A 19,074-nucleotide genomic window follows, 5' to 3' on the forward strand; every position below is an offset into this window, starting at 1 on the left:
TTGGCGGAGTAAGGTCGTGAGAATGGAAATGCGGAGACTGGTCGCGTCGGTCAGCGCGCTGGTAACCGTAGGTGCCACAGGCTGTTTCGGTGTCGGGGTCGCCGCAGCCGATGATTCGGTTGCTGGTTGGACGCCAGACCACGGGGCGCCGGACAATGGGCCGACGCCGCTGGGGACGCCTGGACGGGGCTACGCGCTGGGTGGCGCGCACGTTCTGGGCATTCCGTACGACGAGTACATCAAGCGCACGGGTGCCGACTGGTTCCCGGGGCTGAACCGGCAGATCGTCGACTATCCCGCGGGTCAGGTCCAGGGCCATGTCCTGGAGCGGATGTTCCCGGGCATCGGCCGACTGGATGACGGCTTCCCCGGCCTCGGTATTGACGGCCCGAGCATCGGCGAGTCGGTCGACGAGGGTCAGGGCAACCTGGAAGCGACGATCCGCAACGGCGGTCCCGGCACCGCGATCGGGTTGTCCGAGGGCGCGATGGTGCTCGACGTCCTGCAAGCGAAGCTCGCCAACGATCCGACCGCGCCGCCGCCGGATCAATTGAGCTTCGCGACGTACGGCGACCCGTTGGCGAAGCACGCGTTCGGCGAGAGTTTCCTGACGCAGATGTTTCCCGTTGGCAGCGTCGTTCCCGCGCTTGACTTCCGCATGCCGGCCCCGGTGGAGAGCCAGTACGACACCTACCAATTCGTTTCTGCGTACGACAGCATCGCCGACTGGCCGGACCGCCCCGACAACTGGATGTCGCTGGCCAACGCAGTCGTAGGCCTCGCGACCGGTCACACCGCGGTCGCCTTCACCAACCCGAGCATGGTGCCTCCGCAGAACATCAGAACGACCGTCAACTCACGAGGTGCGAAGACAACCACGTATCTGATCCCAGAGAAGCACCTTCCGCTGGTATTGCCCTTCAAATACCTTGGGGTGCCCGAGGACACGCTGAATCAGCTTGACGGGGTGCTGAAACCCTATGTGGATGCCGGATATTCGCGAAACGACAATCCGCTGACTGCTCCGCTTGAAGTGGATCCGGTGAACGGCTACGACCCCGCGGCTGTCACCGCCCCGGCAACCCAGGCCGCCTTCGGTGGCGGCGCCGATCCGATTTCGCAGATCCTTGCCGGCGCCCAGTACGTGTTGAATCACAAGGGCGGCTAGAGCCCGGCGAGCCCCGCGACGAGCAGTACGCAGCCGACCGCGGCGAGCAGGACGGTGAGCGCGCGGCGGCGTCTCGATCGCAGCCAGTCCTGCACTGCCGACAGCATTGCGCGGGTGCGGTCCGGGGCCACCAGGTAGCAGACCAGTGGCATCTCCACGAACGCGAATGCCACCATGTTAAACAGCAGCAAGGCGCCGAACTGAACAGAAGCCGCGGCACCCGAGGCGACGATGAGCGCCAACACGGCGAGATAGTCGACCGACGGCAGCGCGATGCCGAGGCCCGCGACGCCCGCCATCCACAGCGATCGGCCGTTGAGTAGTGGTTGGGTGCGCGTCGCCAGCGGTTCGAATCGCCGTGAACCCAATACGCCCGTCGCTACCAGCGCAGCGTTGATCAGCAGCACTGCGCCGACGACGATCTGCACCCTGGGCAGGGTGAAATGCGCTGACCCCAAGGCCGGCCGCAGGATGAACAACACGATGAGGCCCACCGTGATGCCCATCGCGAATCCGCCGGTGAGGAAGGCCAGTAGTTGCAACCCCGGCCGCGGCCGGTTGATCATCAGAACGGTCATGCCGATCCGGAAGGGCTCCAGGCTGACCGCAATGGCCATCGCCAGGAGCGTTATCCACATAAGGGCGTCAGGTTATCGTCCCGGTCGTCGGGAGCGACGATGGCCACCGCTACCCGCTGCGTGTGAAGATGGAGTTGATGAGCGATACCGATCTGACACCGACCACGCTGCGGGAAGCGTTCGGGCATTTCCCCTCCGGCGTCATCGCGATCGCCGCGGAGGTGGACGGCACCAGGATCGGGTTGGCGGCCAGTACTTTTGTCCCGGTGTCGCTCGATCCGCCGCTGGTGTCGTTTTGCGTACAGAACACCTCTGAAACGTGGCCGAAGCTGAAGGGGCTGCCCGCGCTGGGGATCAGCGTGCTCGGCGAAGCTCACGATGAGGCGGCCCGCACACTGGCGGCCAAGACCGGCGACCGGTTCGCGGGCCTGCAGACGGTGTCGCGGGAGTCCGGCGCGGTTTTTGTCTCGGGTACGAGTGTCTGGTTGGAAAGCGCCATCGAGCAGCTGGTCCCCGCAGGGGATCACACAATAGTGATTCTGCGGGTCAGCGACATCACCGTGCATGCCGATGTGCCGCCGATCGTCTTTCACCGCAGCACATTTCGCCGACTCGGCGCCTGATTACGGGCGGGCGGCAAGCTCCTCGCGATACCCCTGGATGCGTTGTTCGAGTTCTTCAGCGTCTTCCGGCCGGCCTTCTTTGCGGGCCAGATCCGCCCGCGCGCTCAGCTCACGGATCGCGGTGCGAATGTCGTTGATGCTATGGGGCTCTCGCAGGTTCATCACGCTGCCTTTCTGGGGTTGAACGGAGGGGTGCTCCTCTCGTCCGCGTTGATTGGCCGCTTTCTGCGAGAGTACCCGCGCTCAGCCCCTCCGGAACAACTTGTCGCCGAGCCACACCACCGGGTCGTACTTGCGATCGGCTGCCCGTTCCTTGAGCGGGATCAGCGCATTGTCGGTGATCTTGATGTGCTCGGGGCACACCTCGGTGCAGCATTTGGTGATGTTGCAGAAGCCGAGGCCGTTCTCGTCCTGCGCCTGCACCGCACGGCGTTCGTTCGTGTCCAGCGGATGCATGTCCAGTTCGGTCTGGCGCATCAGGTAGCGCGGACCGGCGAACGCCCTCTTGTTCTCTTCGTGATCACGCACCACGTGGCAGGTGTTCTGGCACAGGAAGCACTCGATGCACTTGCGGAACTCCTGCGACCGGTTCACGTCCTCCTGCATCATCCGGTACTCGCCCGGCTGCAGATCCTTGGGCGGCGTGAAGGACGGTATTTCCCTGGCCTTTTCGTAGTTGAACGACACATCGGTTACCAGGTCGCGGATGACGGGGAACGTCCGCAACGGGGTGATGGTGATGGTCTCGGCCGGGTCGAATGTCGACATCCGGGTCATGCACATCAGCTTCGGCCTGCCGTTGATCTCGGCCGAGCACGAGCCGCACTTGCCTGCCTTGCAATTCCACCGCACGGCCAGGTCACCGGCCTGCGTCTGCTGCAGCCGGTGGATGATGTCGAGCACCACCTCGCCCTCATTGACGTCGACGGAGAAGTCCTGCAGCGCGCCGCCGTCGTCATCGCCACGCCACACCCGCAGCTTCGCTTGATAGGCCATTCAGCTTCTCCTTGCCGGGTGGTTGACGAGTTCTTCTGGGGTGAAGTACTTCTCGAGCTCTTCGATGTCGACGAGCTCGAGGAGGTCCTCACGCATCGGCACCTGATCCTCGCGGGTGATGCTGACGTCGGGGACGACGGCGGCACCTTCTGCGCGGCACACCAGCAGAACCTTGCGCCAACCCGCCTCCATCGACGGATGGTCGTCGCGGGTGTGGCCGCCGCGGCTCTCGGTGCGTTCCAACGCGGCTTTGGCCACGCATTCGCTGACGAGCAGCATGTTGCGCAGGTCGATGGCCAAATGCCAGCCCGGGTTGAACTGACGGTGGCCCTCCACCTGCACGCGCTTGAACCGCTCGCGCAGCTCGGTCAGCTTGTCCAGCGCCTCGGTGACTTCCTCGGCCTTGCGGATGATGCCGACCAGGGAGTTCATCGTGTCCTGCAGGTCGAGTTGCAGGGTGTACGGGTTCTCGGCGCTGTCGCCATTGGTCGGCCCGTCGAACGGCGCGAGGGCCAGCTTGGCGGCCTCGGCCACGGCCTCGTCGGACACCGTCGGCCGCTCGGACAGCCCCCGCACGTAGTCGGACGCACCGAGCCCGGCGCGGCGGCCGAACACCAGCAGGTCCGACAGCGAGTTGCCGCCCAGCCGGTTCGAGCCGTGCATGCCACCGGAGCATTCACCGGCGGCGAACAGCCCCGGCGTCTTGGCCGCACCCGTATCGGGATCGACCTCGATGCCACCCATCACGTAGTGGCACGTCGGCCCGACCTCCATCGCCTCCTTGGTGATGTCGACCTCGGCCAGCTCCATGAACTGGTGATACATCGACGGCAGCCTGCGCTTGATCTCCTCGGCGGGCAGCCGCGACGCGATGTCGAGGAACACGCCGCCGTGCGGCGAGTTACGCCCGGCTTTCACCTCGGAGTTGATGGCGCGGGCCACCTCGTCGCGGGGCAGCAGGTCGGGGGTGCGACGCGCCGAGTCGTTGTCCTTGAGCCACTGGTCGGCCTCTTCGATGCTCTCGGCGTACTGACCTTTGAACACCGGTGGGATGTAGTCGAACATGAACCGGGTGCCCTCGGAGTTTTTCAGCACCCCGCCGTCGCCGCGCACACCCTCTGTGACGAGGATGCCCTTCACGCTGGGTGGCCAGACCATGCCGGTCGGATGGAACTGGACGAACTCCATGTTGATCAGCGTCGCGCCCGCGCGCAGCGCGAGTGCGTGCCCGTCGCCGGTGTACTCCCACGAGTTCGATGTCACCTTGTAGGACTTGCCAATTCCGCCGGTGGCCATCACCACGGCAGGCGCCTCGAACAGGATGAAGCGTCCGCTTTCGCGCCAGTAGCCGAAGGCACCGGAGATGCGGTCACCGTCCTTGATCAGGTCGGTGATCGTGCACTCGTGGAACACCTTGATGCGGGCCTCGTAGTCGCCGAACTCGGCCTTGTCCTCCTGCTGCAGCGAGACGATCTTCTGCTGCAGGGTGCGGATGATTTCCAGCCCGGTGCGGTCGCCGACGTGAGCCAGTCGCGGGTAGGTGTGGCCGCCGAAGTTCCGCTGGCTGATGCGCCCGTCCTTGGTGCGGTCGAACAGTGCGCCGTAGGTTTCCAGCTCCCAGACGCGGTCTGGTGCCTCCTTGGCGTGCAGTTCGGCCATCCGCCAGTTGTTGAGGAACTTCCCGCCGCGCATGGTGTCTTTGAAGTGGACCTGCCAGTTGTCCTTCGGGTTGGCATTGCCCATCGCGGCCGCACAGCCGCCTTCGGCCATCACGGTGTGCGCCTTGCCGAACAACGACTTACAGACCACGGCGACCTTCAAACCGCGCTCACGTGCCTCGATGACCGCACGCAAACCCGCGCCGCCGGCACCGATGACGACGACGTCATATTCGTGCCGTTCGACTTCAGCCATAAATAAACCTCACTACTGTCTCTGTTGAAAAGTTCTGTCAGCCAATGAATCTGAGATCGTTGATGGTGCCGCTGGCCACCAGCATGATGTAGAAGTCGGTGATCATCAGCGTGCCAAGCGTGATCCACGCATACGTCTTGTGCCTGGTGTTCAACGTGCTCACCTGCGTCCAGAACCAGTAGCGGACGGGGTGTTTGGAGAAGTGCTTGAGGCGCCCGCCGACGATGTGACGGCACGAGTGGCATGACAGCGTGTACGTCCACAGCAGGACCACGTTCACAACCAAAATGACGTTGCCCAAACCGAATCCGAAGCCGGACGGTGACTGGAACGCCACGATCGCGTCATAGGTGTTGATCACCGAAATGATGCCGGCGATGTAGAAGAAGTATCGGTGGGTGTTCTGGATGATCAGCGGAAAGCGTGTCTCACCAGTGTATTTCGCGTGCGGCTCGGCGACTGCGCATGCCGTCGGGGCCTGCCACACGGACCGGTAATAGGCGCCGCGGTAGTAGTAGCACGTCAGCCGGAACAGCAGCAGGAATGGCAGTGTTGCCGCCGCATAGGGCAACCACCACACGTCGGGCAGGATCTGTGGCCAGAAGTGGCTGGCCTCAGGCAGACAGCCCTTGCTGATGCACGGTGAGTAGAACGGCGTCAGGTAGTGGTACTCGGCGACGTAGTAGTTGTTCTGCAGGAACGCCCGCACAAACCCGTAGATGAGGAACGCGGCGAAGCCCAGGTCGACGATCAGCGGCGACTGCCACCAGCGGTCGGTGCGCAGGGTGCGCTGTGGAATCTGGGCACGGCTCGGTGAAAAGACGCCGGTCGCTTTGCGGTCGGCGGTGGGTGCGCTCACGTTTCCCTTTCGGTGTGGTTATGTCCCGCTCAGATGGCCGCGGCGCTAGCCTGCGACTCCTCTGTCGTCCTCATCGCCCCAGAAGGCGGTGTCGTATGGGGTGTCAGGGATGGTGATCTTCTCGGTGCCATGGTGATGGCGCGTCACGCCCCGGGTGAGCTCCAGCTCCTCGGCATCGATGTCGAGTCGGTCGATGTCGTTCAGGATGCGTTCGGCGTCATTGACAATGCGGCGGGTCGCGGGGCTGTCCCCGTATTTCGACGCCAACGATGTCACGCACCGCCGCAGGCTTCCGATTAGCTCGTGCAGCTCGGTAAGTTCGGTAGTGCTCGACATTTGACCTCCTTGGGCTGAAGGGTGTCTCGGATCACAGTACGACACCCGATGTTAGTTACATCAGGGGGTTTGGAGTGAGACAGGTCACGTCAGCGAACCGGAGGTAGGTCCATGTCAAGCGAGGTCCTCAAGAAGCATGCCGAGACATTGCTGGGTCTGCACCAGCCCGGCAATCCAGTGGTTTTGCCGACAATCTGGGATGCGTGGTCGGCGCAACTGGCGGTCGATGCAGGCTTTCTCGCGCTGACCGTCGGCAGCCACCCGATGGCCGACTCGGTGGGTAAGGCCGACCAGGAGGGCATGTCGTTCGACGACGTGGTGACCCGCGTCAAGCAGATCACTTCGGCCGTCGACGTGCCGGTGTCCGTCGATATCGAGTCGGGCTATGCCGAACCGGCCACCCGCCTGATCACCGGCCTGCTCGAGGCCGGTGCGGTCGGCCTCAACATCGAGGACACCGTGCACAGCGAAGGCGGGCGGCTGCGGTCGTCCAGCGAGCACGCCGAGCTCGTCGGCGCGCTGCGTAAGGCTGCCGACGCCGCCGGCGTGCACGTGGTGGTCAACGCCCGCACGGATCTGTTTCTCCGGCAGGACGGAGATGAGTCCGATCGGGTGGACCGGGCGATCGCGCGGCTGAAAGAGGCGGCCGCAGCCGGAGCAGACTCGCTGTATCCGGTTGGCCGTCACGACCCGGATACGTTGCGGCGCTTGGCTACTGAGCTACCGCTGCCGATCAATGCGATCGCGTTGCCCGATCAGGATGATCCGGCGTCCTTCGGGCCGCTTGGCGTCGGCCGCATCAGTTTTGGGCCATTCCTGCAGCGCGCACTTTCCGCACATGCCAATGAGATGCTGGCCCGCTGGGCTTAGCATTCCGGCGTGAGCCCTGATGACGACGGCAGTTGGCATGACCAGCAACCCCTGATAGTCGCCGCCGGAGTCGCGGGCGTCGTACTTCTGGTGATCCTGGCGTGGGCGGTGATCCGCACCGCCGACAACTCGTCGAGTCCACCCGGGCCCACCGATCTGCCGCCGTCGTCGGCCACCTCGTCGACATACACGACGAGCTCGTCGTCGAGCACCAGCTACACCGTGCCGAGTGTGCAAACCAGTCAGGACAATCCGATCGTGACCAGGCCGCCGGCGGCGACGCCATCAGATGACGGCTCCGGCGACGAGACAACGACGTCCACCACGATCACCAATCCGTACCCGACGACGACACCGACCAACGCCGGCCACATCTAGGACCGCAAGGTCGCCAACCTGTTGCGGGTGATCGGCGTCGACGTACTCGGTCAGTTCTGCGGGTAGCTGAAAATCCGGTGGAACCTGTTGGATCCCACCGGATTTCGCGTCGTGACCGGCGCCACAGCGGTCCGCTACCGGAAGAACTTGAGTCGATGACGCTGATGTTCCAGCAGCGAGTTTACCGTCTGTGGACGCTCACAGGGGTGTGCCGACGACCGTGAGAAGTCCGTGATGGTGGGTTCACATCAGGCGACATTGCGGCAATATCCGCTGGTTAACCTCGGCGGCATGCGGTCTTCATCAAACGTTGTGGTCGTTGGCCACGGAATGGTCGGTCACCGGTTCGTCGAGGCACTGCGGTCGCGCGACGCCGAGGGTGCCTGGCAGATAACCGTGCTCGCCGAGGAAGCCGACGCCGCATACGACCGAGTCGGCCTCACCAGCTACACCGAGCACTGGGATCGCGCCCAGTTGGCGCTGCCCGGCAATGACTACGCCGGGGATGACAAGGTCGAGCTTCGACTTGGCAGCCGCGTCGCGGAGATCGACCGCACCACACGGCAGGTGGTCACGGCAGATGGAAGCCGTGTCAACTACGACGCATTGGTGCTTGCCACCGGTTCGTACGCCTTCGTGCCGCCAGTGCCCGGCCACGACCTGCCGGGCTGCCACGTCTACCGCACGCTCGACGACCTCGACGACATCCGCGCCGACGCCGAGCGTGCTCTCAAATCCGGGACCGCTCCGGTCGGCGTCGTCATTGGCGGCGGCCTACTGGGTCTGGAAGCCGCCAACGCGCTGCGAAGCTTCGGCTTGACCCCGCATGTCGTGGAGATGGCGCCGCGGTTGATGGCACAACAGCTCGATGAGGCGGGCGGTGCACTGCTGGGCCGGATGATCGGCGAGCTCGGCATCGCCGTGCACACCGGCGTCGGCACGTCGTCAATCGAGCCCACCCAACGCAACCGACCCGTGCGCCGCTCCGCGGATGACGACTCGCTGCGAGTGACACTTTCGGATGGCACGGTCATCGACGCAGGCCTTGTCGTCTTCGCCGCGGGCGTGCGGCCCCGTGACGAACTGGCTCGGGACTCAGGCCTCGAACTCGCCGAGCGCGGGGGCGTACTCACCGATCTATCCTGTGCGACACGGGATCCCAACGTTTACGCGATCGGTGAGGTGGCAGCCATCGAGGGGCGCTGCTACGGCCTGGTCGGCCCCGGCTACACCAGCGCGGAGGTCGTCGCCGACCGGTTGCTCGGTGGCGCCGCCGAATTCCCCGAAGCCGATATGTCGACCAAGCTCAAGTTGCTCGGTGTCGACGTGGCCAGCTTCGGCGATGCGATGGGCCGCACACCGAACTGCCTCGACGTGGTCGTCAACGACGCGGTCAACCAGACCTACGCCAAGCTGGTGCTGTCGGATGACGCCAAGACGCTGCTGGGCGGCATCCTCGTGGGCGACGCGTCGTCGTACGGCGTGCTGCGGCCGATGGTCGGCGAGGAGCTGCCCGGCGACCCAATGGCTCTGATCGCACCGGCCGGATCCGACGGTGGTGCAACGGGACTCGGTGTCAGTGCGCTGCCGGCCGCGGCACAGATCTGCTCGTGCAACAACGTCACCAAGGGTGACTTGTGCGACGCGATCGCGGGTGGCTGCAGCGATGTGCCTTCCCTCAAGAGCTGCACAAAGGCGGGTACCTCGTGTGGTTCCTGCGTGCCGCTGCTCAAGCAACTGCTCGAAGCCGAGGGGGTCGAGCAGTCCAAGGCGTTGTGCGAACACTTCAGCCAGTCGCGTGCCGAGCTGTTCTCGATCGTTGCCGCGACGTCGATCCGTACGTTTACGGGATTGATTGAACGGTTCGGCACCGGAAAGGGTTGCGACATCTGCAAACCCGTGGTGGCGTCGATCCTCGCGTCGACCAGTTCGGAGCACATTCTCGACGGCGAGCAGGCCTCGCTGCAGGATTCCAACGACCACTTCCTTGCCAACATCCAGAAGAACGGCAGCTACTCGGTGGTGCCGCGGTCGCCCGGCGGTGAAATCAGCCCAGAGCAGTTGATTCTGATCGGCGAGATCGCGCGTGACTTCGGTCTGTACACCAAAATCACTGGCGGCCAACGCATCGACATGTTCGGCGCGCGAGTGGATCAGTTGCCGGAGATCTGGCGTCGCTTGATCGACGGTGGCATGGAGTCCGGCCACGCGTACGGTAAGGCACTGCGGACGGTGAAGAGCTGTGTGGGCAGCACGTGGTGTCGCTACGGTCAGCAAGATTCCGTGGACATGGCGGTCAACATCGAAAACCGGTACCGAGGCCTGCGCGCACCGCACAAGATCAAGATGGCCGTCTCCGGGTGTGCGCGCGAATGCGCGGAGGCACAGAGCAAGGATGTCGGCGTCATCGCCACCGAACAGGGCTGGAATCTCTACGTGTGCGGCAATGGTGGCATGTCGCCGCGGCACGCGCAGCTGCTGGCCAGCGATCTGGACGACGAAACGCTGATCCGCTACATCGATCGGTTCCTGATGTTCTACATCCGCACCGCCGACCGGCTGCAGCGCACCGCGCCGTGGCTCGAGGCGATGGACGGCGGCCTGGATCACCTGCGCGAGGTCGTCTGCAACGACTCCCTCGGGCTCGCAGCTGAGTTCGAGGACGCAATGGCCCGCCACGTCGAGGGCTATTCATGTGAGTGGAAGGGTGTCATCGAAGACCCCGAGAAGCTGTCGCGGTTCGTGTCGTTCGTCAATGCGCCGGAGGTCGCGGATCCGACGATCGAATTCACCGAACAGTCGGGCCGCATCGTTCCCATTGGCATACCTACGGTACGGGGGTAACGCAGGAGATGACTCTTCTCAACGATGTTCAGGTGTGGACGGCTGCCTGCCGCTATGACTTCCTGATCCCTAACCGCGGGGTGGGCGTGCTCCTGCCAGATGGTGTGCAGGCGGCGCTATTCCGCCTCGATGACGGTTCGCTGCATGCCGTCGGCAACATCGATCCGTTCTCCGGCGCGGCGGTGATGTCGCGCGGCATCGTCGGCGACCGGGGCGGCCGCGCCACGGTTCAGACGCCAATCAAGAAGCAGGCCTTCGCGCTTGACGACGGCAGCTGCCTGGATGATCCCGAGGTCACGCTCCCGGTCTATGCGACGCGCATCGTGGATGGCCAGGTCGAGGTCGGCGTCTAACTCTCGCGTTCGGCAAAGCGTTCGCCACACAAACTGAGGACTTCCTTGCAGACAACGCCGCGTTCTTCACAGCGGTGCTGCCGGGACACAATGCGCCACTAGCCGAGTCGATACGTCAGCCGCCGGGCACGGTGATCGGCGGGATGGACGGCGGCTGGATCACCGTCACGGTGCTGGTACTGGTGCTCATGCTCGGAGCGGTGGTCGTGGTGACCGACGTCGGGGATGGCGTGGTCTCCGTGACGGTCGCGGGTGGAACGGCGGTCGTCGTCGCTCCGGTAGTGACCGTCGACGTCGACGTTGACACCGACACCGATGTGCTGGTGGTGCTCTCAGGGCTGAGCACGCCGCAGGCGAGGCGTTGGTCAGACCCGCCGTCGAGGTTGGCGCTTTGATGAAGCACGATCGACGAACCCTGCGGGCCCTTCAGCTGATCCTCGGTAAAACCGTCACTCGTTGCGACGAGTTTGCCGGAGCCATCCGAGCGCACCAGCAGCGGCGGCAGATCGCCACTGGCGGGCTGTCCTGTATGCCCCGACGCCTGGAAGTGCTCACCAGCGGAGCTGAAGTCGCCCTCACACTTGCCGACCGCGTGGATGTGCAGGCCGTGGAAGCCGGGCGACAGCACACCTGCTTCCGAAGTTTCGACGGTCACCGTGGCGTAGCCGCTGGTGAAGTCGATCGTCGCATCGGCGACGTGTTTGCCATCGGAAGTATTGAGCTGCGTGGTCAGCTTCTGAGCGCTGGATGCTGGCCCGGTGGTGGTGGTTGCGGATGGATTCGTGCCTGATTGGTTCGAACACCCGCTCATCACGGCGACAGGAGTGGCGAGCAAGGCGATGGCAGCGGCGACATGCTTGGTCATGAGCGCGGCGTACCCCCGCGCCGCCCTGAACAAACTGCGAGTCTGCGAGCGAGTTAGGCGGCCACCGAATAGCGCGCGCGGCTGAACCGGTTCGCGATCAGCCGCACCAACCCTGGATGCGTGCCAAGCGGCTCGGTCACCACATCAGCGCCGCTGTCGCGCAGGCGATCCTGAAACAGGCCCTCCGACAACAGGTACGACGCGACGACTATCCTGCGCGCACCGCCTCGCCGCAGTGAGTCAACGGCGTCGTGGACCCGAGGTGTGCCCGTCGCGGCGAACGCCAACTCCACTCGCGAACCCGTGATCGCCGACAGTCCCGTTGCCATCATGTGCAGATCACGTTGGGCGCCGGGGTCTGACGTACCCGCCGCGGCCAGCACCACCGAATCATCTTGGCGCCAGCCGGATTCGATGAGCCGATCCGCGAGCACGCGCACCAGCTGTGGTCCAGGACCCAGCGCTTCCGTCACGGTGACGTCGGGGTGTCGGCTCGCGTCGACGTGCGTCGGGATATCACTGGTGACGTGATAGCCACGCGACAGGAACGCGGGCACGACAATCGCCGGCCCGTCCATCTGCGCCAGCACCTCCGACGGCGTCGGCCCAAGGACATCGACGAACGACACGTGCACGGTTTGCCCGAGTGTGGCCGACACCTGCTCCGCCAGATCACCGATCATCGCGACACCCTGCTGCTTGCGAGTGCCGTGTGCAACCAACATCAAGCTCATAGCGAGTGCGCAAATTCGTCGTCGATCGCCAACCGGTAACCGCGCTTGACCACTGTCGACACAATGTTCTTGTCGCCCAACGCCGTTCGGAGCCGCAGCACTGCGGTCTCAACTGCGTGGGTGTCGGTACCGCTGCCAGGCAGTGCGCCAAGTAGATCGAACCGCGAGACCACCGCGCCGGGCTGGTGGGCCAGGGCGCGAATCGTCGCCATCCCGGCGGGTGACAGCGCCTTCACCACGCCGTCAACCATCACGCACGTGCCGCGGATCTCCAGTACATGCCCCGCCACCCGCAGGGTGCGCGACTGCAGCAGCGGCAGCTCATCGGTGATGTGCCGGGCCAACGCGCCCAACCGCATTCGTTCGGGCGCCGACGTCGGCACCCCGAGCCGGACCAATGGCCTTGCTGTCACGGGTCCGACACACATCGCGTGTACGTCAGTTCGCAACGCGGACAACACCTTGTCTTCGATACCAAGCTCGACTGCGCGCATCAGGACCGAGGCGACCGCGGGCGCCGACGTGAAGCTGACCGCGTCGAACTTGAATTCGGCGATACCCGCCACCAGTTGATCGAAATCGCCGTTGCGGGGTGCCGGATGCCAGCGGTACACCCGAATCGGCACCACTTCCGCACCGGCAGAACGTAATTCGTCGATGAACTCGGGGAACGGATCCCAGTCATCGGTGGCTCCGTGCAACTGCACCGCGATGCGCTTGCCGGCGATGCCGCCTTCGACCAGGTAGTGCAGTACCTCGCGCGACGACTCGGATTCGGGCGACCATTCCTCGGGCAGGCCTGCCGCGCGCAGCGCGCCGGTCGACTTCGGTCCCCGCGACACGATGCGCGCATTGCCGAGCGCTCCGAGCAGTTCGTCAGACAGCCCCCAGCCGTCAGCGGCGGCGAACCAGCCGCGAAACCCGATCCCCGTGGTCGCGACCACGATGTCGGGCGGTCGGGCGATCAGCCCTTCGGTGTGTGCACGCAGCTGCTCGTCGTCGGGTAGCGGCACCATCGCGATGGCCGCGGCACACGTGACGGTGGCACCGCGTCGTTCCAGGAGGGTCGCCAGTTCGTCCGCACGTCGGGCAGAGGTCACCGCCACCCGAAAACCGGTGAGCGGTGCCCAGTCGGGCTCACTCATGTTCCATGTCTACGAAAAGCATGTTTCCAACCCATTACTTCGCCATTGCCTGACCGTGTCCACCCTGGCGCACACGAAGGAGGTCACGTCCGGGCCAGGTCCGTGGTGGGTGCTGCGCTGGTGACGGGTGCCGAGACCGGCCGCTGCACGTACATCACCCAGGTCACGGCACACGCCACCACATAGAACGTCAGGAAGATCGAGAAGGCCGTGGTCGCGGAATGGCTGCTCAGGTACGACTGCCGCAGCGCCATGTTGATGCCGACGCCGCCAAGGGCGCCGATAGCACCGGCGAAGCCGATCAACGCGCCAGACATCGCGCGTGCCCACGCCACGCGCTCGGCCTCCGGGACATCCAGCGAGCGGCTGCGGGCGTCGAAGATCGACGGAATCATTTTGTAGACCGAGCCGTTGCCGAGGCCCGAGAGTAAGAACAAGGCGATGAAACCCGTCACGTAACCGGCCATCATGGCACCCGTCGCCGCACCCTTGGTGTGGTCGTCCAGCGTGCTGACACCGACGAGAACGCTTGCGCCAAGGATCATTCCGGCGAACACCCACAGCGTGACCTTGCCACCGCCGATGCGGTCGGCGAGCTTACCGCCGTACACCCGCGACAGCGAGCCGAGCAGTGGGCCGATGAACGCGATCTGTGCGGCGTGCAGCGATGCCTGCGCCGCGCTCTGGCCGCCGGCGGCGAAGTTGATCTGCAGTACCTGACCGAAGGCGAACGCGAAGCCGATGAAGGAGCCGAACGTGCCGATGTAGAGCAGCGAGATCACCCAGGTGTCGCGCACCTTCAGAATCGCGGCCATTGCGGTCGTATCGATCTTGTGCTGCTCCAGGTTGTCCATGAACAGCGCGGCGCCGATGCCGGCGATCACCAGCGCGACCAGGTAAACCGCGCACACCCAGTAGGGCTGACGGTTTCCGAGGGTAGCGATGACGAGCAGGCCGACGAGCTGAACCATCGGTACGCCGATGTTGCCGCCACCGGCGTTGATGCCGAGCGCCCAGCCCTTGAGGCGCTGCGGGTAGAACGCGTTGATGTTGGTCATCGACGACGCGAAATTGCCGCCGCCGAAGCCGGCCAGCGCCGCGCACACCAGGTACGGCCACAGCGGCAGGCCCGGGTGGGCCAGCAGCCACATGGTGCCCAGCGTCGGGATCAGCAACACGAACGCCGAGAACACCGTCCAGTTACGGCCGCCGAAGGTCGCTGTGGCCAGCGTGTACGGGATTCGCAGGCCCGCGCCGACCAGCGTCGCGGTGGCGCCGAGCAGGAACTTGTCGCCGGCGGAGAAGTGATAGACGGCCTCCGGCATGAACAGGACCATCACCGACCAGATGGACCACACCGAAAAGCCGATATGCTCCGCGAACACCGACCAGATCAGGTTGCGGCGCGCGATGTTCTTGTTGCCTGCCTCCCAAGCGACGACGTCCTCGGGATCCCAGTCCGTGATGGTTTTCGACATGCGGACAACGCTAGGAATGCTTTATTGCGCGAAAACGCCCCGCGATAACCCCGCCGTGAACTTCCGCTCACGTAGCTTCCAGCGCTTGTGTGAGTTTCAGTCGACTCGGTGAGCGTGCACGACGGTGAACGGAAGGTGCACCCGGTCGCCGTCGAGCAGATCGGCGATCCTGGCAAACCGCTCGGTCACTTCGCGCATCTGCTCGAGTGCTTCGGGTGGCATCTGCTCGGCCATCGCCTCCGGGAAAGCGTCGTCGCCCGTCCGGAATCCGACGGCGTTGCCCAAATAGGTAGTGGGGCCGAGGAAGTCGATGCGCCAGCCGTTGGCAGTCAACGTATCGCGGATGTTGGTCTCGGGCACGTGACCCATCGGCGCGATCACGCCGTTGATGTTGCCGTCGGAAAAACAGAACAGGTGCAGACGGGCGCCGGGGCGTGTGGCGCGATACACCGCGGCGATGTAGGCCTGCTGGCCTTCTTCGTCCAAGCAGTGATACAGCGCGCTGTCGACGACGGTGTCGAACCGGCTCACGTAGCCGCTGAGGTCGGTGGCGTCGGCGACGTCGAATGTCACGCTGACGCCGGCGGCTTCCGCGCGTCGACGAGCTTCGGAGATTGCAGCGGGCGAGCCGTCCAGCCCGGTGACCGAGTGTCCCCGCGACGCCAGATAGATCGCGTTGTCACCGAGACCGCAGCCGATGTCGAGCACTTCACCCGAAAAGCCGCCCAGCGCTTCGAGTTCCATCAATCTTGGTTGGGCTTGATGCACGTCCCACGGCACGCCGGTTGGCGCCGGCCCGCCCTCGACCATAGGCTCGCCGCGGTAGAGCTTGTCGAAGGTTTCGGGGTCGGGGCGAAACGCTGGAGTGCTCACGCTTCCCAACGTACGCCCGCTACCAGACGTCGCCCTCGCGCCAGTCGCAGGTGATTTCGGCAGTGGTGTCGAGCTCTGAGTTGTTCGGCAGGTCGATCGGCAGCACGAACAACCCGTCGTCATCGTCTGGTGTGCGCGTCACGCCGGTCGGCGCCAGCACGGACGTCGGACCGCGCCACGGCGACCAGCCACGCGCGGTGTACATGTGCCTGCCCGCCTCGGACGCGCTGAGCGCTCCGAGTTGGTAGGCGCCGCGTATCACCTGTTCGGCCGAATCCATCAGTGCGTGCGCCAGGCCCTGACCGCGCCAGTCCTCGCGCACCGCGACGGCTTCGAGGTAGCCGCAGCGCAGCGCGGTGTCTCGGTAGAGCAGCCTGCGCTGCACGACGGCGGCGTGTGCGATCAGCGCGCCGTGATGACAGATCAGCGCATGCATGCCGCCGAGCGCGTGCTCCCAATCGGTGTCGGAAAACTCACCGGCGAACGCCTCGCTGACCATCCGGCGCGCATCCTCGCGCGTCTCGTTGTCGAGGTCGGAGGTGTGGACGAGGCGGGCGGTATAGATCTCGCGCACGCGAGGAGCGGCGGCATCGTGCGTGTGCACACTGCCTGTCTACCAGGATCAGGCGCGCGCTGGCCCGTCGAGTGTGAACTTATTGCACAGTTTTCGGCCGAATGCGTGTCATGCCTTCACACTCGCCGGCTTACTCCTCGAACGGCTTGCGCGGACGCGACCAGTGCACCCGCACCGTCTGTCCGGGACGGATCTGCGCGACCTTGTCGATGTCCTCGTCGGTCACCACGCCGATTACCGGGTAGCCGCCGGTGACGGGATGATCGGGACCGAGGATCACCGGAAAACCGTTCGGCGGCACCTGGATTGCGCCGCGCGTCGCACCCTCGCTGGGCAGCTGACGATCGGGCCAGCGGTACTCCAGCGGCATGCCGACCAGCCGCATGCCCACCCGGTCGGTGCGGTTGGTGACCTGCCAGTTGGTTCGGATCAGGATGTCGGGGTCGACGAACCAGTCGTCGCGCGGGCCGGGGACAACCCGCAGCTCCAACACCTCGTCCTCGATGGCAGCTACCGGCGCCTGGTCGAGTTCGGGGAGCTCGCCGCTGTGTTCGCCGACCGGCAGCACGTCGCCAGGTTGCAGCGGTAGCGGACCGATCGACGACATCACGTCGTACGAACGCGAGCCGAGCACGGGGGAGACGTCGATGCCGCCGCGCACTGCAAGGTAGGTGCGCAGGCCGGTGTGCGGGGCACCCAGCGAGATCACCTCGCCATCGTGCGCATAGTGAATGCTGTTGCTGCCGAACGGCTTTCCATTCACTGCCGGATCGGTGTCGGCACCGGTGACCGCGATCGCGACGTCGCCACCACGGACGCGCGCAGAGAACCCGCCGAACGTCACCTCGATGGTGGCGTGATCGCCGGGGTTGGCGACCAGCCGGTTGGCCAGCTGATGCGAGCGCCGGTCGGCCGCACCGGAGCGCGAGACGCCCATATGCGCCAAGCCGGGCCTGCCGAGGTCTTCGATCAACGCAAGCGGTCCGGTGCGCAGCACCTCGAGTGTGGTGCGCGGCTGAGCCGCGCGTTCAACGGTGGTCATGCCTTCACCTCCCGGAACTGCACCCACATGCCGGGTCTCAGCAGGGCGGGCGGGTCGCGATCGATGTCCCACAACGCGACCGAGTCGTCGGCCATCTGGCCGATCAGCTGCCAGCCCCCAGGGGATTCCCTCGGATAGATGGCGCTGAACTCCCCGGCCAGCGCCACCGACCCGGCGGGCACCTTGGTCCGCGGCTCTGACTGCCGCGGCACGTTGAGCCGCTCGTCACCACCGATCAGATAGGCGAAACCCGGTGCGAATCCACCGAATCCGACCCGCCACGGCGTGCGGGTGTGAGCGGCGATCACCTGGTCGGTGGTCAGCCCTGTCAGCCGGGACACCTCCTCGAGATCGGCGCCGTCGTACACCACGCCGATCTCGATATCGGCCTGCCCCTGGCTGGGTTCGGTCAGCGCTTCGGCCGTCACGCGCAGCTTGCCGAGCCGTTGCCGGGTCGGCGCCTGATAGCGCGGTCCGGCGAGCTTGAGCAGCACCGTGCGCGACGCCGGAACGATGTCCAGCACGCCGAGCAGCTCGGCTTCGCGCAGCGCGTCAGCCCACGCCAATACTTCGGCGGTGCTGTCGAACTCCAGCAGCAGCGCCTGGTCGCCATAGTCACGAACGGTGCCAAGAGCCCGCACGTCCATCAGATCCGCAGTCACGCTCATGAAGGGGAACTTACCCGCGGGTAGCTAAGAAAGAACCGGCTCTATGAGCCTTGCCAGAGGAGCCTTAGCGATAGCTCATATTGCGGCGCCGTACGTCGGCTCGTGGCGCTTGATGTAGGCGATGACGCGATAGGTCACCGGCAGCATGACAACCTCGACGGCGGTCTTGTAGAACCAGCCAAGAGCCGTGTACGTGAGGAAGTCGCGGAACGTGCTGATGCCGATGGCCCCAGCCGCGATGCTGCAGAACACCACGGTGTCGCCAAGCTGACCCGCGAAAGTCGAGCCGACCAGCCGTGCCCACAGGTGCTTCTCTTTCGTGCGTTCTTTGATGAAGACCACGACCCAGGCGTTGATGGTCTGCCCGACGATGAAGCCCGCAAGTCCCGCGATGATCAGCTGGGTGTACGCATGGACGACGTTCTCGAAGTGCTCCTGGTTGGGATAGAAGTCGGCCGCGGGCAGATAGATCGTCACCCAGAACGTGAGGGCGGCGAGGATGTTCATAGCAAACCCGAGCAAGATCGCCCTTCGTGCGGCCTTGAAGCCGTACACCTCGGAGAGCACGTCGCCGATCACATAAGTGAGCGGGAAGACGATGAACCCGCCGTCGGTGATGATCGGCCCGAACGCGACGCCCTTCGTGGCGGTGACGTTGGAGATGATCACCAGGGCGGTGAAGACCGCGACGAAGATCGGATAGTACTTCGACCCGACCTCCGCGAACGCGGCGTGCTGTTCTTCGGCGGTGGTCTGGTCGCTTGTCACACGCCAAT

The 19,074-nt window shown here is 65.0% G+C and carries 21 protein-coding genes; 6 read left to right on the forward strand and 15 right to left on the reverse strand.

The genetic code is table 11. From position 1 onward, the window contains the following. Positions 1 to 28: 28 nt before the first annotated feature. Positions 29 to 1,168: an acyltransferase PE gene (pe, locus tag MYCSM_RS01035; protein ID WP_041312946.1), complete on the forward strand. Its 1,140-nt coding sequence runs from the start codon at positions 29 to 31 to the stop codon at positions 1,166 to 1,168. On the opposite strand, the gene MYCSM_RS01040 is transcribed toward pe, so the two are convergent. Continuing rightward, complete coding sequence (locus MYCSM_RS01040) at positions 1,165 to 1,806, reverse strand: GAP family protein (RefSeq protein ID WP_015304261.1); 642 nt, start codon at positions 1,804 to 1,806, stop codon at positions 1,165 to 1,167. The genes pe and MYCSM_RS01040 overlap by 4 nt on opposite strands. Before the next feature lie 77 nt (positions 1,807 to 1,883). On the opposite strand from MYCSM_RS01040, the gene MYCSM_RS01045 reads away from it, so the two are divergent. Continuing rightward, positions 1,884 to 2,369 carry a flavin reductase family protein gene (locus MYCSM_RS01045; RefSeq protein ID WP_041312948.1) on the forward strand — a complete coding sequence of 162 codons (486 nt, stop codon included), beginning with the start codon at positions 1,884 to 1,886 and terminating at the stop codon, positions 2,367 to 2,369. On the opposite strand, the gene MYCSM_RS37675 is transcribed toward MYCSM_RS01045, so the two are convergent. The 5 genes from MYCSM_RS37675 to MYCSM_RS01065 form a co-directional block, all read right to left on the reverse strand. Then, positions 2,370 to 2,531, reverse strand: a complete 162-nt coding sequence (locus MYCSM_RS37675; RefSeq protein ID WP_015304263.1) for a hypothetical protein — start codon at positions 2,529 to 2,531, stop codon at positions 2,370 to 2,372. A gap of 81 nt (positions 2,532 to 2,612) precedes the next feature. Continuing rightward, on the reverse strand, positions 2,613 to 3,365 hold the full coding sequence (locus MYCSM_RS01050; RefSeq protein ID WP_015304264.1) for a succinate dehydrogenase/fumarate reductase iron-sulfur subunit: 753 nt from the start codon (positions 3,363 to 3,365) through the stop codon (positions 2,613 to 2,615). Further along, on the reverse strand, positions 3,366 to 5,279 hold the full coding sequence (locus MYCSM_RS01055) for a fumarate reductase/succinate dehydrogenase flavoprotein subunit (RefSeq protein WP_015304265.1): 1,914 nt from the start codon (positions 5,277 to 5,279) through the stop codon (positions 3,366 to 3,368). It abuts the gene before it with no gap. 37 nt (positions 5,280 to 5,316) lie between these two features. Continuing rightward, complete coding sequence (locus tag MYCSM_RS01060; RefSeq protein WP_015304266.1) at positions 5,317 to 6,138, reverse strand: hypothetical protein; 822 nt, start codon at positions 6,136 to 6,138, stop codon at positions 5,317 to 5,319. Between the two features lie 45 nt (positions 6,139 to 6,183). Beyond that, the gene (locus MYCSM_RS01065; RefSeq protein ID WP_015304267.1) at positions 6,184 to 6,474 is read right to left on the reverse strand and encodes a hypothetical protein; all 291 of its coding nucleotides are present in this window, start codon (positions 6,472 to 6,474) and stop codon (positions 6,184 to 6,186) included. A 111-nt stretch (positions 6,475 to 6,585) separates the two neighbouring features. Between MYCSM_RS01065 and MYCSM_RS01070 the strand changes: the two genes are divergently transcribed. From MYCSM_RS01070 to nirD, 4 genes are all read left to right on the forward strand, one after another. After that, positions 6,586 to 7,344: an isocitrate lyase/PEP mutase family protein gene (locus tag MYCSM_RS01070; protein ID WP_015304268.1), complete on the forward strand. Its 759-nt coding sequence runs from the start codon at positions 6,586 to 6,588 to the stop codon at positions 7,342 to 7,344. A gap of 9 nt (positions 7,345 to 7,353) precedes the next feature. Then, positions 7,354 to 7,722, forward strand: coding sequence for a hypothetical protein (locus MYCSM_RS01075; RefSeq protein WP_015304269.1), 369 nt, complete (start codon positions 7,354 to 7,356; stop codon positions 7,720 to 7,722). A 291-nt stretch (positions 7,723 to 8,013) separates the two neighbouring features. Continuing rightward, positions 8,014 to 10,566 (forward strand): nitrite reductase large subunit NirB, encoded by a 2,553-nt coding sequence (nirB, locus tag MYCSM_RS01080; RefSeq protein ID WP_041312950.1) that lies wholly within the window; start codon positions 8,014 to 8,016, stop codon positions 10,564 to 10,566. Between the two features lie 8 nt (positions 10,567 to 10,574). Further along, entirely contained in the window at positions 10,575 to 10,919 is a 345-nt protein-coding gene (gene nirD, locus MYCSM_RS01085) for a nitrite reductase small subunit NirD (protein ID WP_015304271.1), read from the forward strand. A 115-nt stretch (positions 10,920 to 11,034) separates the two neighbouring features. Here nirD and MYCSM_RS01090 read toward each other — a convergent pair whose 3' ends face one another. From MYCSM_RS01090 to MYCSM_RS01130, 9 genes are all read right to left on the reverse strand, one after another. Next, entirely contained in the window at positions 11,035 to 11,784 is a 750-nt protein-coding gene (locus tag MYCSM_RS01090; protein ID WP_015304272.1) for a superoxide dismutase family protein, read from the reverse strand. 53 nt (positions 11,785 to 11,837) lie between these two features. Further along, positions 11,838 to 12,518, reverse strand: coding sequence for a sirohydrochlorin chelatase (locus MYCSM_RS01095; RefSeq protein WP_015304273.1), 681 nt, complete (start codon positions 12,516 to 12,518; stop codon positions 11,838 to 11,840). Beyond that, the gene (locus MYCSM_RS01100; RefSeq protein WP_015304274.1) at positions 12,515 to 13,663 is read right to left on the reverse strand and encodes a uroporphyrinogen-III synthase; all 1,149 of its coding nucleotides are present in this window, start codon (positions 13,661 to 13,663) and stop codon (positions 12,515 to 12,517) included. The genes MYCSM_RS01095 and MYCSM_RS01100 overlap by 4 nt, the downstream gene beginning before the upstream one ends. 83 nt (positions 13,664 to 13,746) lie before the next feature. Further along, complete coding sequence (locus MYCSM_RS01105) at positions 13,747 to 15,141, reverse strand: nitrate/nitrite transporter (RefSeq protein ID WP_015304275.1); 1,395 nt, start codon at positions 15,139 to 15,141, stop codon at positions 13,747 to 13,749. 96 nt (positions 15,142 to 15,237) lie between these two features. Next, the gene (locus MYCSM_RS01110) at positions 15,238 to 16,014 is read right to left on the reverse strand and encodes a class I SAM-dependent methyltransferase (protein ID WP_015304276.1); all 777 of its coding nucleotides are present in this window, start codon (positions 16,012 to 16,014) and stop codon (positions 15,238 to 15,240) included. Positions 16,015 to 16,033: 19 nt separating this feature from the next. Then, positions 16,034 to 16,618 (reverse strand): GNAT family N-acetyltransferase, encoded by a 585-nt coding sequence (locus tag MYCSM_RS01115; RefSeq protein WP_095532437.1) that lies wholly within the window; start codon positions 16,616 to 16,618, stop codon positions 16,034 to 16,036. Between the two features lie 100 nt (positions 16,619 to 16,718). Continuing rightward, on the reverse strand, positions 16,719 to 17,630 hold the full coding sequence (locus MYCSM_RS01120; protein ID WP_015304278.1) for a 5-oxoprolinase/urea amidolyase family protein: 912 nt from the start codon (positions 17,628 to 17,630) through the stop codon (positions 16,719 to 16,721). Then, a complete protein-coding gene (locus MYCSM_RS01125; RefSeq protein WP_015304279.1) occupies positions 17,627 to 18,298 on the reverse strand; it encodes a 5-oxoprolinase subunit B family protein in 672 nt (223 codons plus the stop codon). Before MYCSM_RS01125 ends, MYCSM_RS01120 begins: the two co-directional genes overlap by 4 nt. 75 nt (positions 18,299 to 18,373) lie before the next feature. Further along, positions 18,374 to 19,066, reverse strand: a complete 693-nt coding sequence (locus MYCSM_RS01130; protein ID WP_015304280.1) for a queuosine precursor transporter — start codon at positions 19,064 to 19,066, stop codon at positions 18,374 to 18,376. Positions 19,067 to 19,074: the final 8 nt, after the last annotated feature.

The organism is Mycobacterium sp. JS623 (assembly GCF_000328565.1).
In the GTDB taxonomy this organism is placed as follows: domain Bacteria; phylum Actinomycetota; class Actinomycetes; order Mycobacteriales; family Mycobacteriaceae; genus Mycobacterium.

Coding starts and splice junctions, on each gene's coding strand:
- MYCSM_RS01070 (WP_015304268.1), top strand. CDS start 6,586: ATGTCAAGCGAGGTCCTCAAGAAGCATGCCGAGACATTGCTGGGTCTG.
- MYCSM_RS01120 (WP_015304278.1), bottom strand. CDS start 17,630: ATGACCACCGTTGAACGCGCGGCTCAGCCGCGCACCACACTCGAGGTG.
- MYCSM_RS37675 (WP_015304263.1), bottom strand. CDS start 2,531: ATGAACCTGCGAGAGCCCCATAGCATCAACGACATTCGCACCGCGATC.
- MYCSM_RS01095 (WP_015304273.1), bottom strand. CDS start 12,518: ATGAGCTTGATGTTGGTTGCACACGGCACTCGCAAGCAGCAGGGTGTC.
- MYCSM_RS01065 (WP_015304267.1), bottom strand. CDS start 6,474: ATGTCGAGCACTACCGAACTTACCGAGCTGCACGAGCTAATCGGAAGC.
- MYCSM_RS01100 (WP_015304274.1), bottom strand. CDS start 13,663: ATGAGTGAGCCCGACTGGGCACCGCTCACCGGTTTTCGGGTGGCGGTG.
- nirD (WP_015304271.1), top strand. CDS start 10,575: ATGACTCTTCTCAACGATGTTCAGGTGTGGACGGCTGCCTGCCGCTAT.
- MYCSM_RS01055 (WP_015304265.1), bottom strand. CDS start 5,279: ATGGCTGAAGTCGAACGGCACGAATATGACGTCGTCGTCATCGGTGCC.
- MYCSM_RS01050 (WP_015304264.1), bottom strand. CDS start 3,365: ATGGCCTATCAAGCGAAGCTGCGGGTGTGGCGTGGCGATGACGACGGC.
- MYCSM_RS01105 (WP_015304275.1), bottom strand. CDS start 15,141: ATGTCGAAAACCATCACGGACTGGGATCCCGAGGACGTCGTCGCTTGG.
- pe (WP_041312946.1), top strand. CDS start 29: ATGCGGAGACTGGTCGCGTCGGTCAGCGCGCTGGTAACCGTAGGTGCC.
- MYCSM_RS01125 (WP_015304279.1), bottom strand. CDS start 18,298: ATGAGCGTGACTGCGGATCTGATGGACGTGCGGGCTCTTGGCACCGTT.
- nirB (WP_041312950.1), top strand. CDS start 8,014: ATGCGGTCTTCATCAAACGTTGTGGTCGTTGGCCACGGAATGGTCGGT.
- MYCSM_RS01090 (WP_015304272.1), bottom strand. CDS start 11,784: ATGACCAAGCATGTCGCCGCTGCCATCGCCTTGCTCGCCACTCCTGTC.
- MYCSM_RS01045 (WP_041312948.1), top strand. CDS start 1,884: ATGAGCGATACCGATCTGACACCGACCACGCTGCGGGAAGCGTTCGGG.
- MYCSM_RS01040 (WP_015304261.1), bottom strand. CDS start 1,806: ATGTGGATAACGCTCCTGGCGATGGCCATTGCGGTCAGCCTGGAGCCC.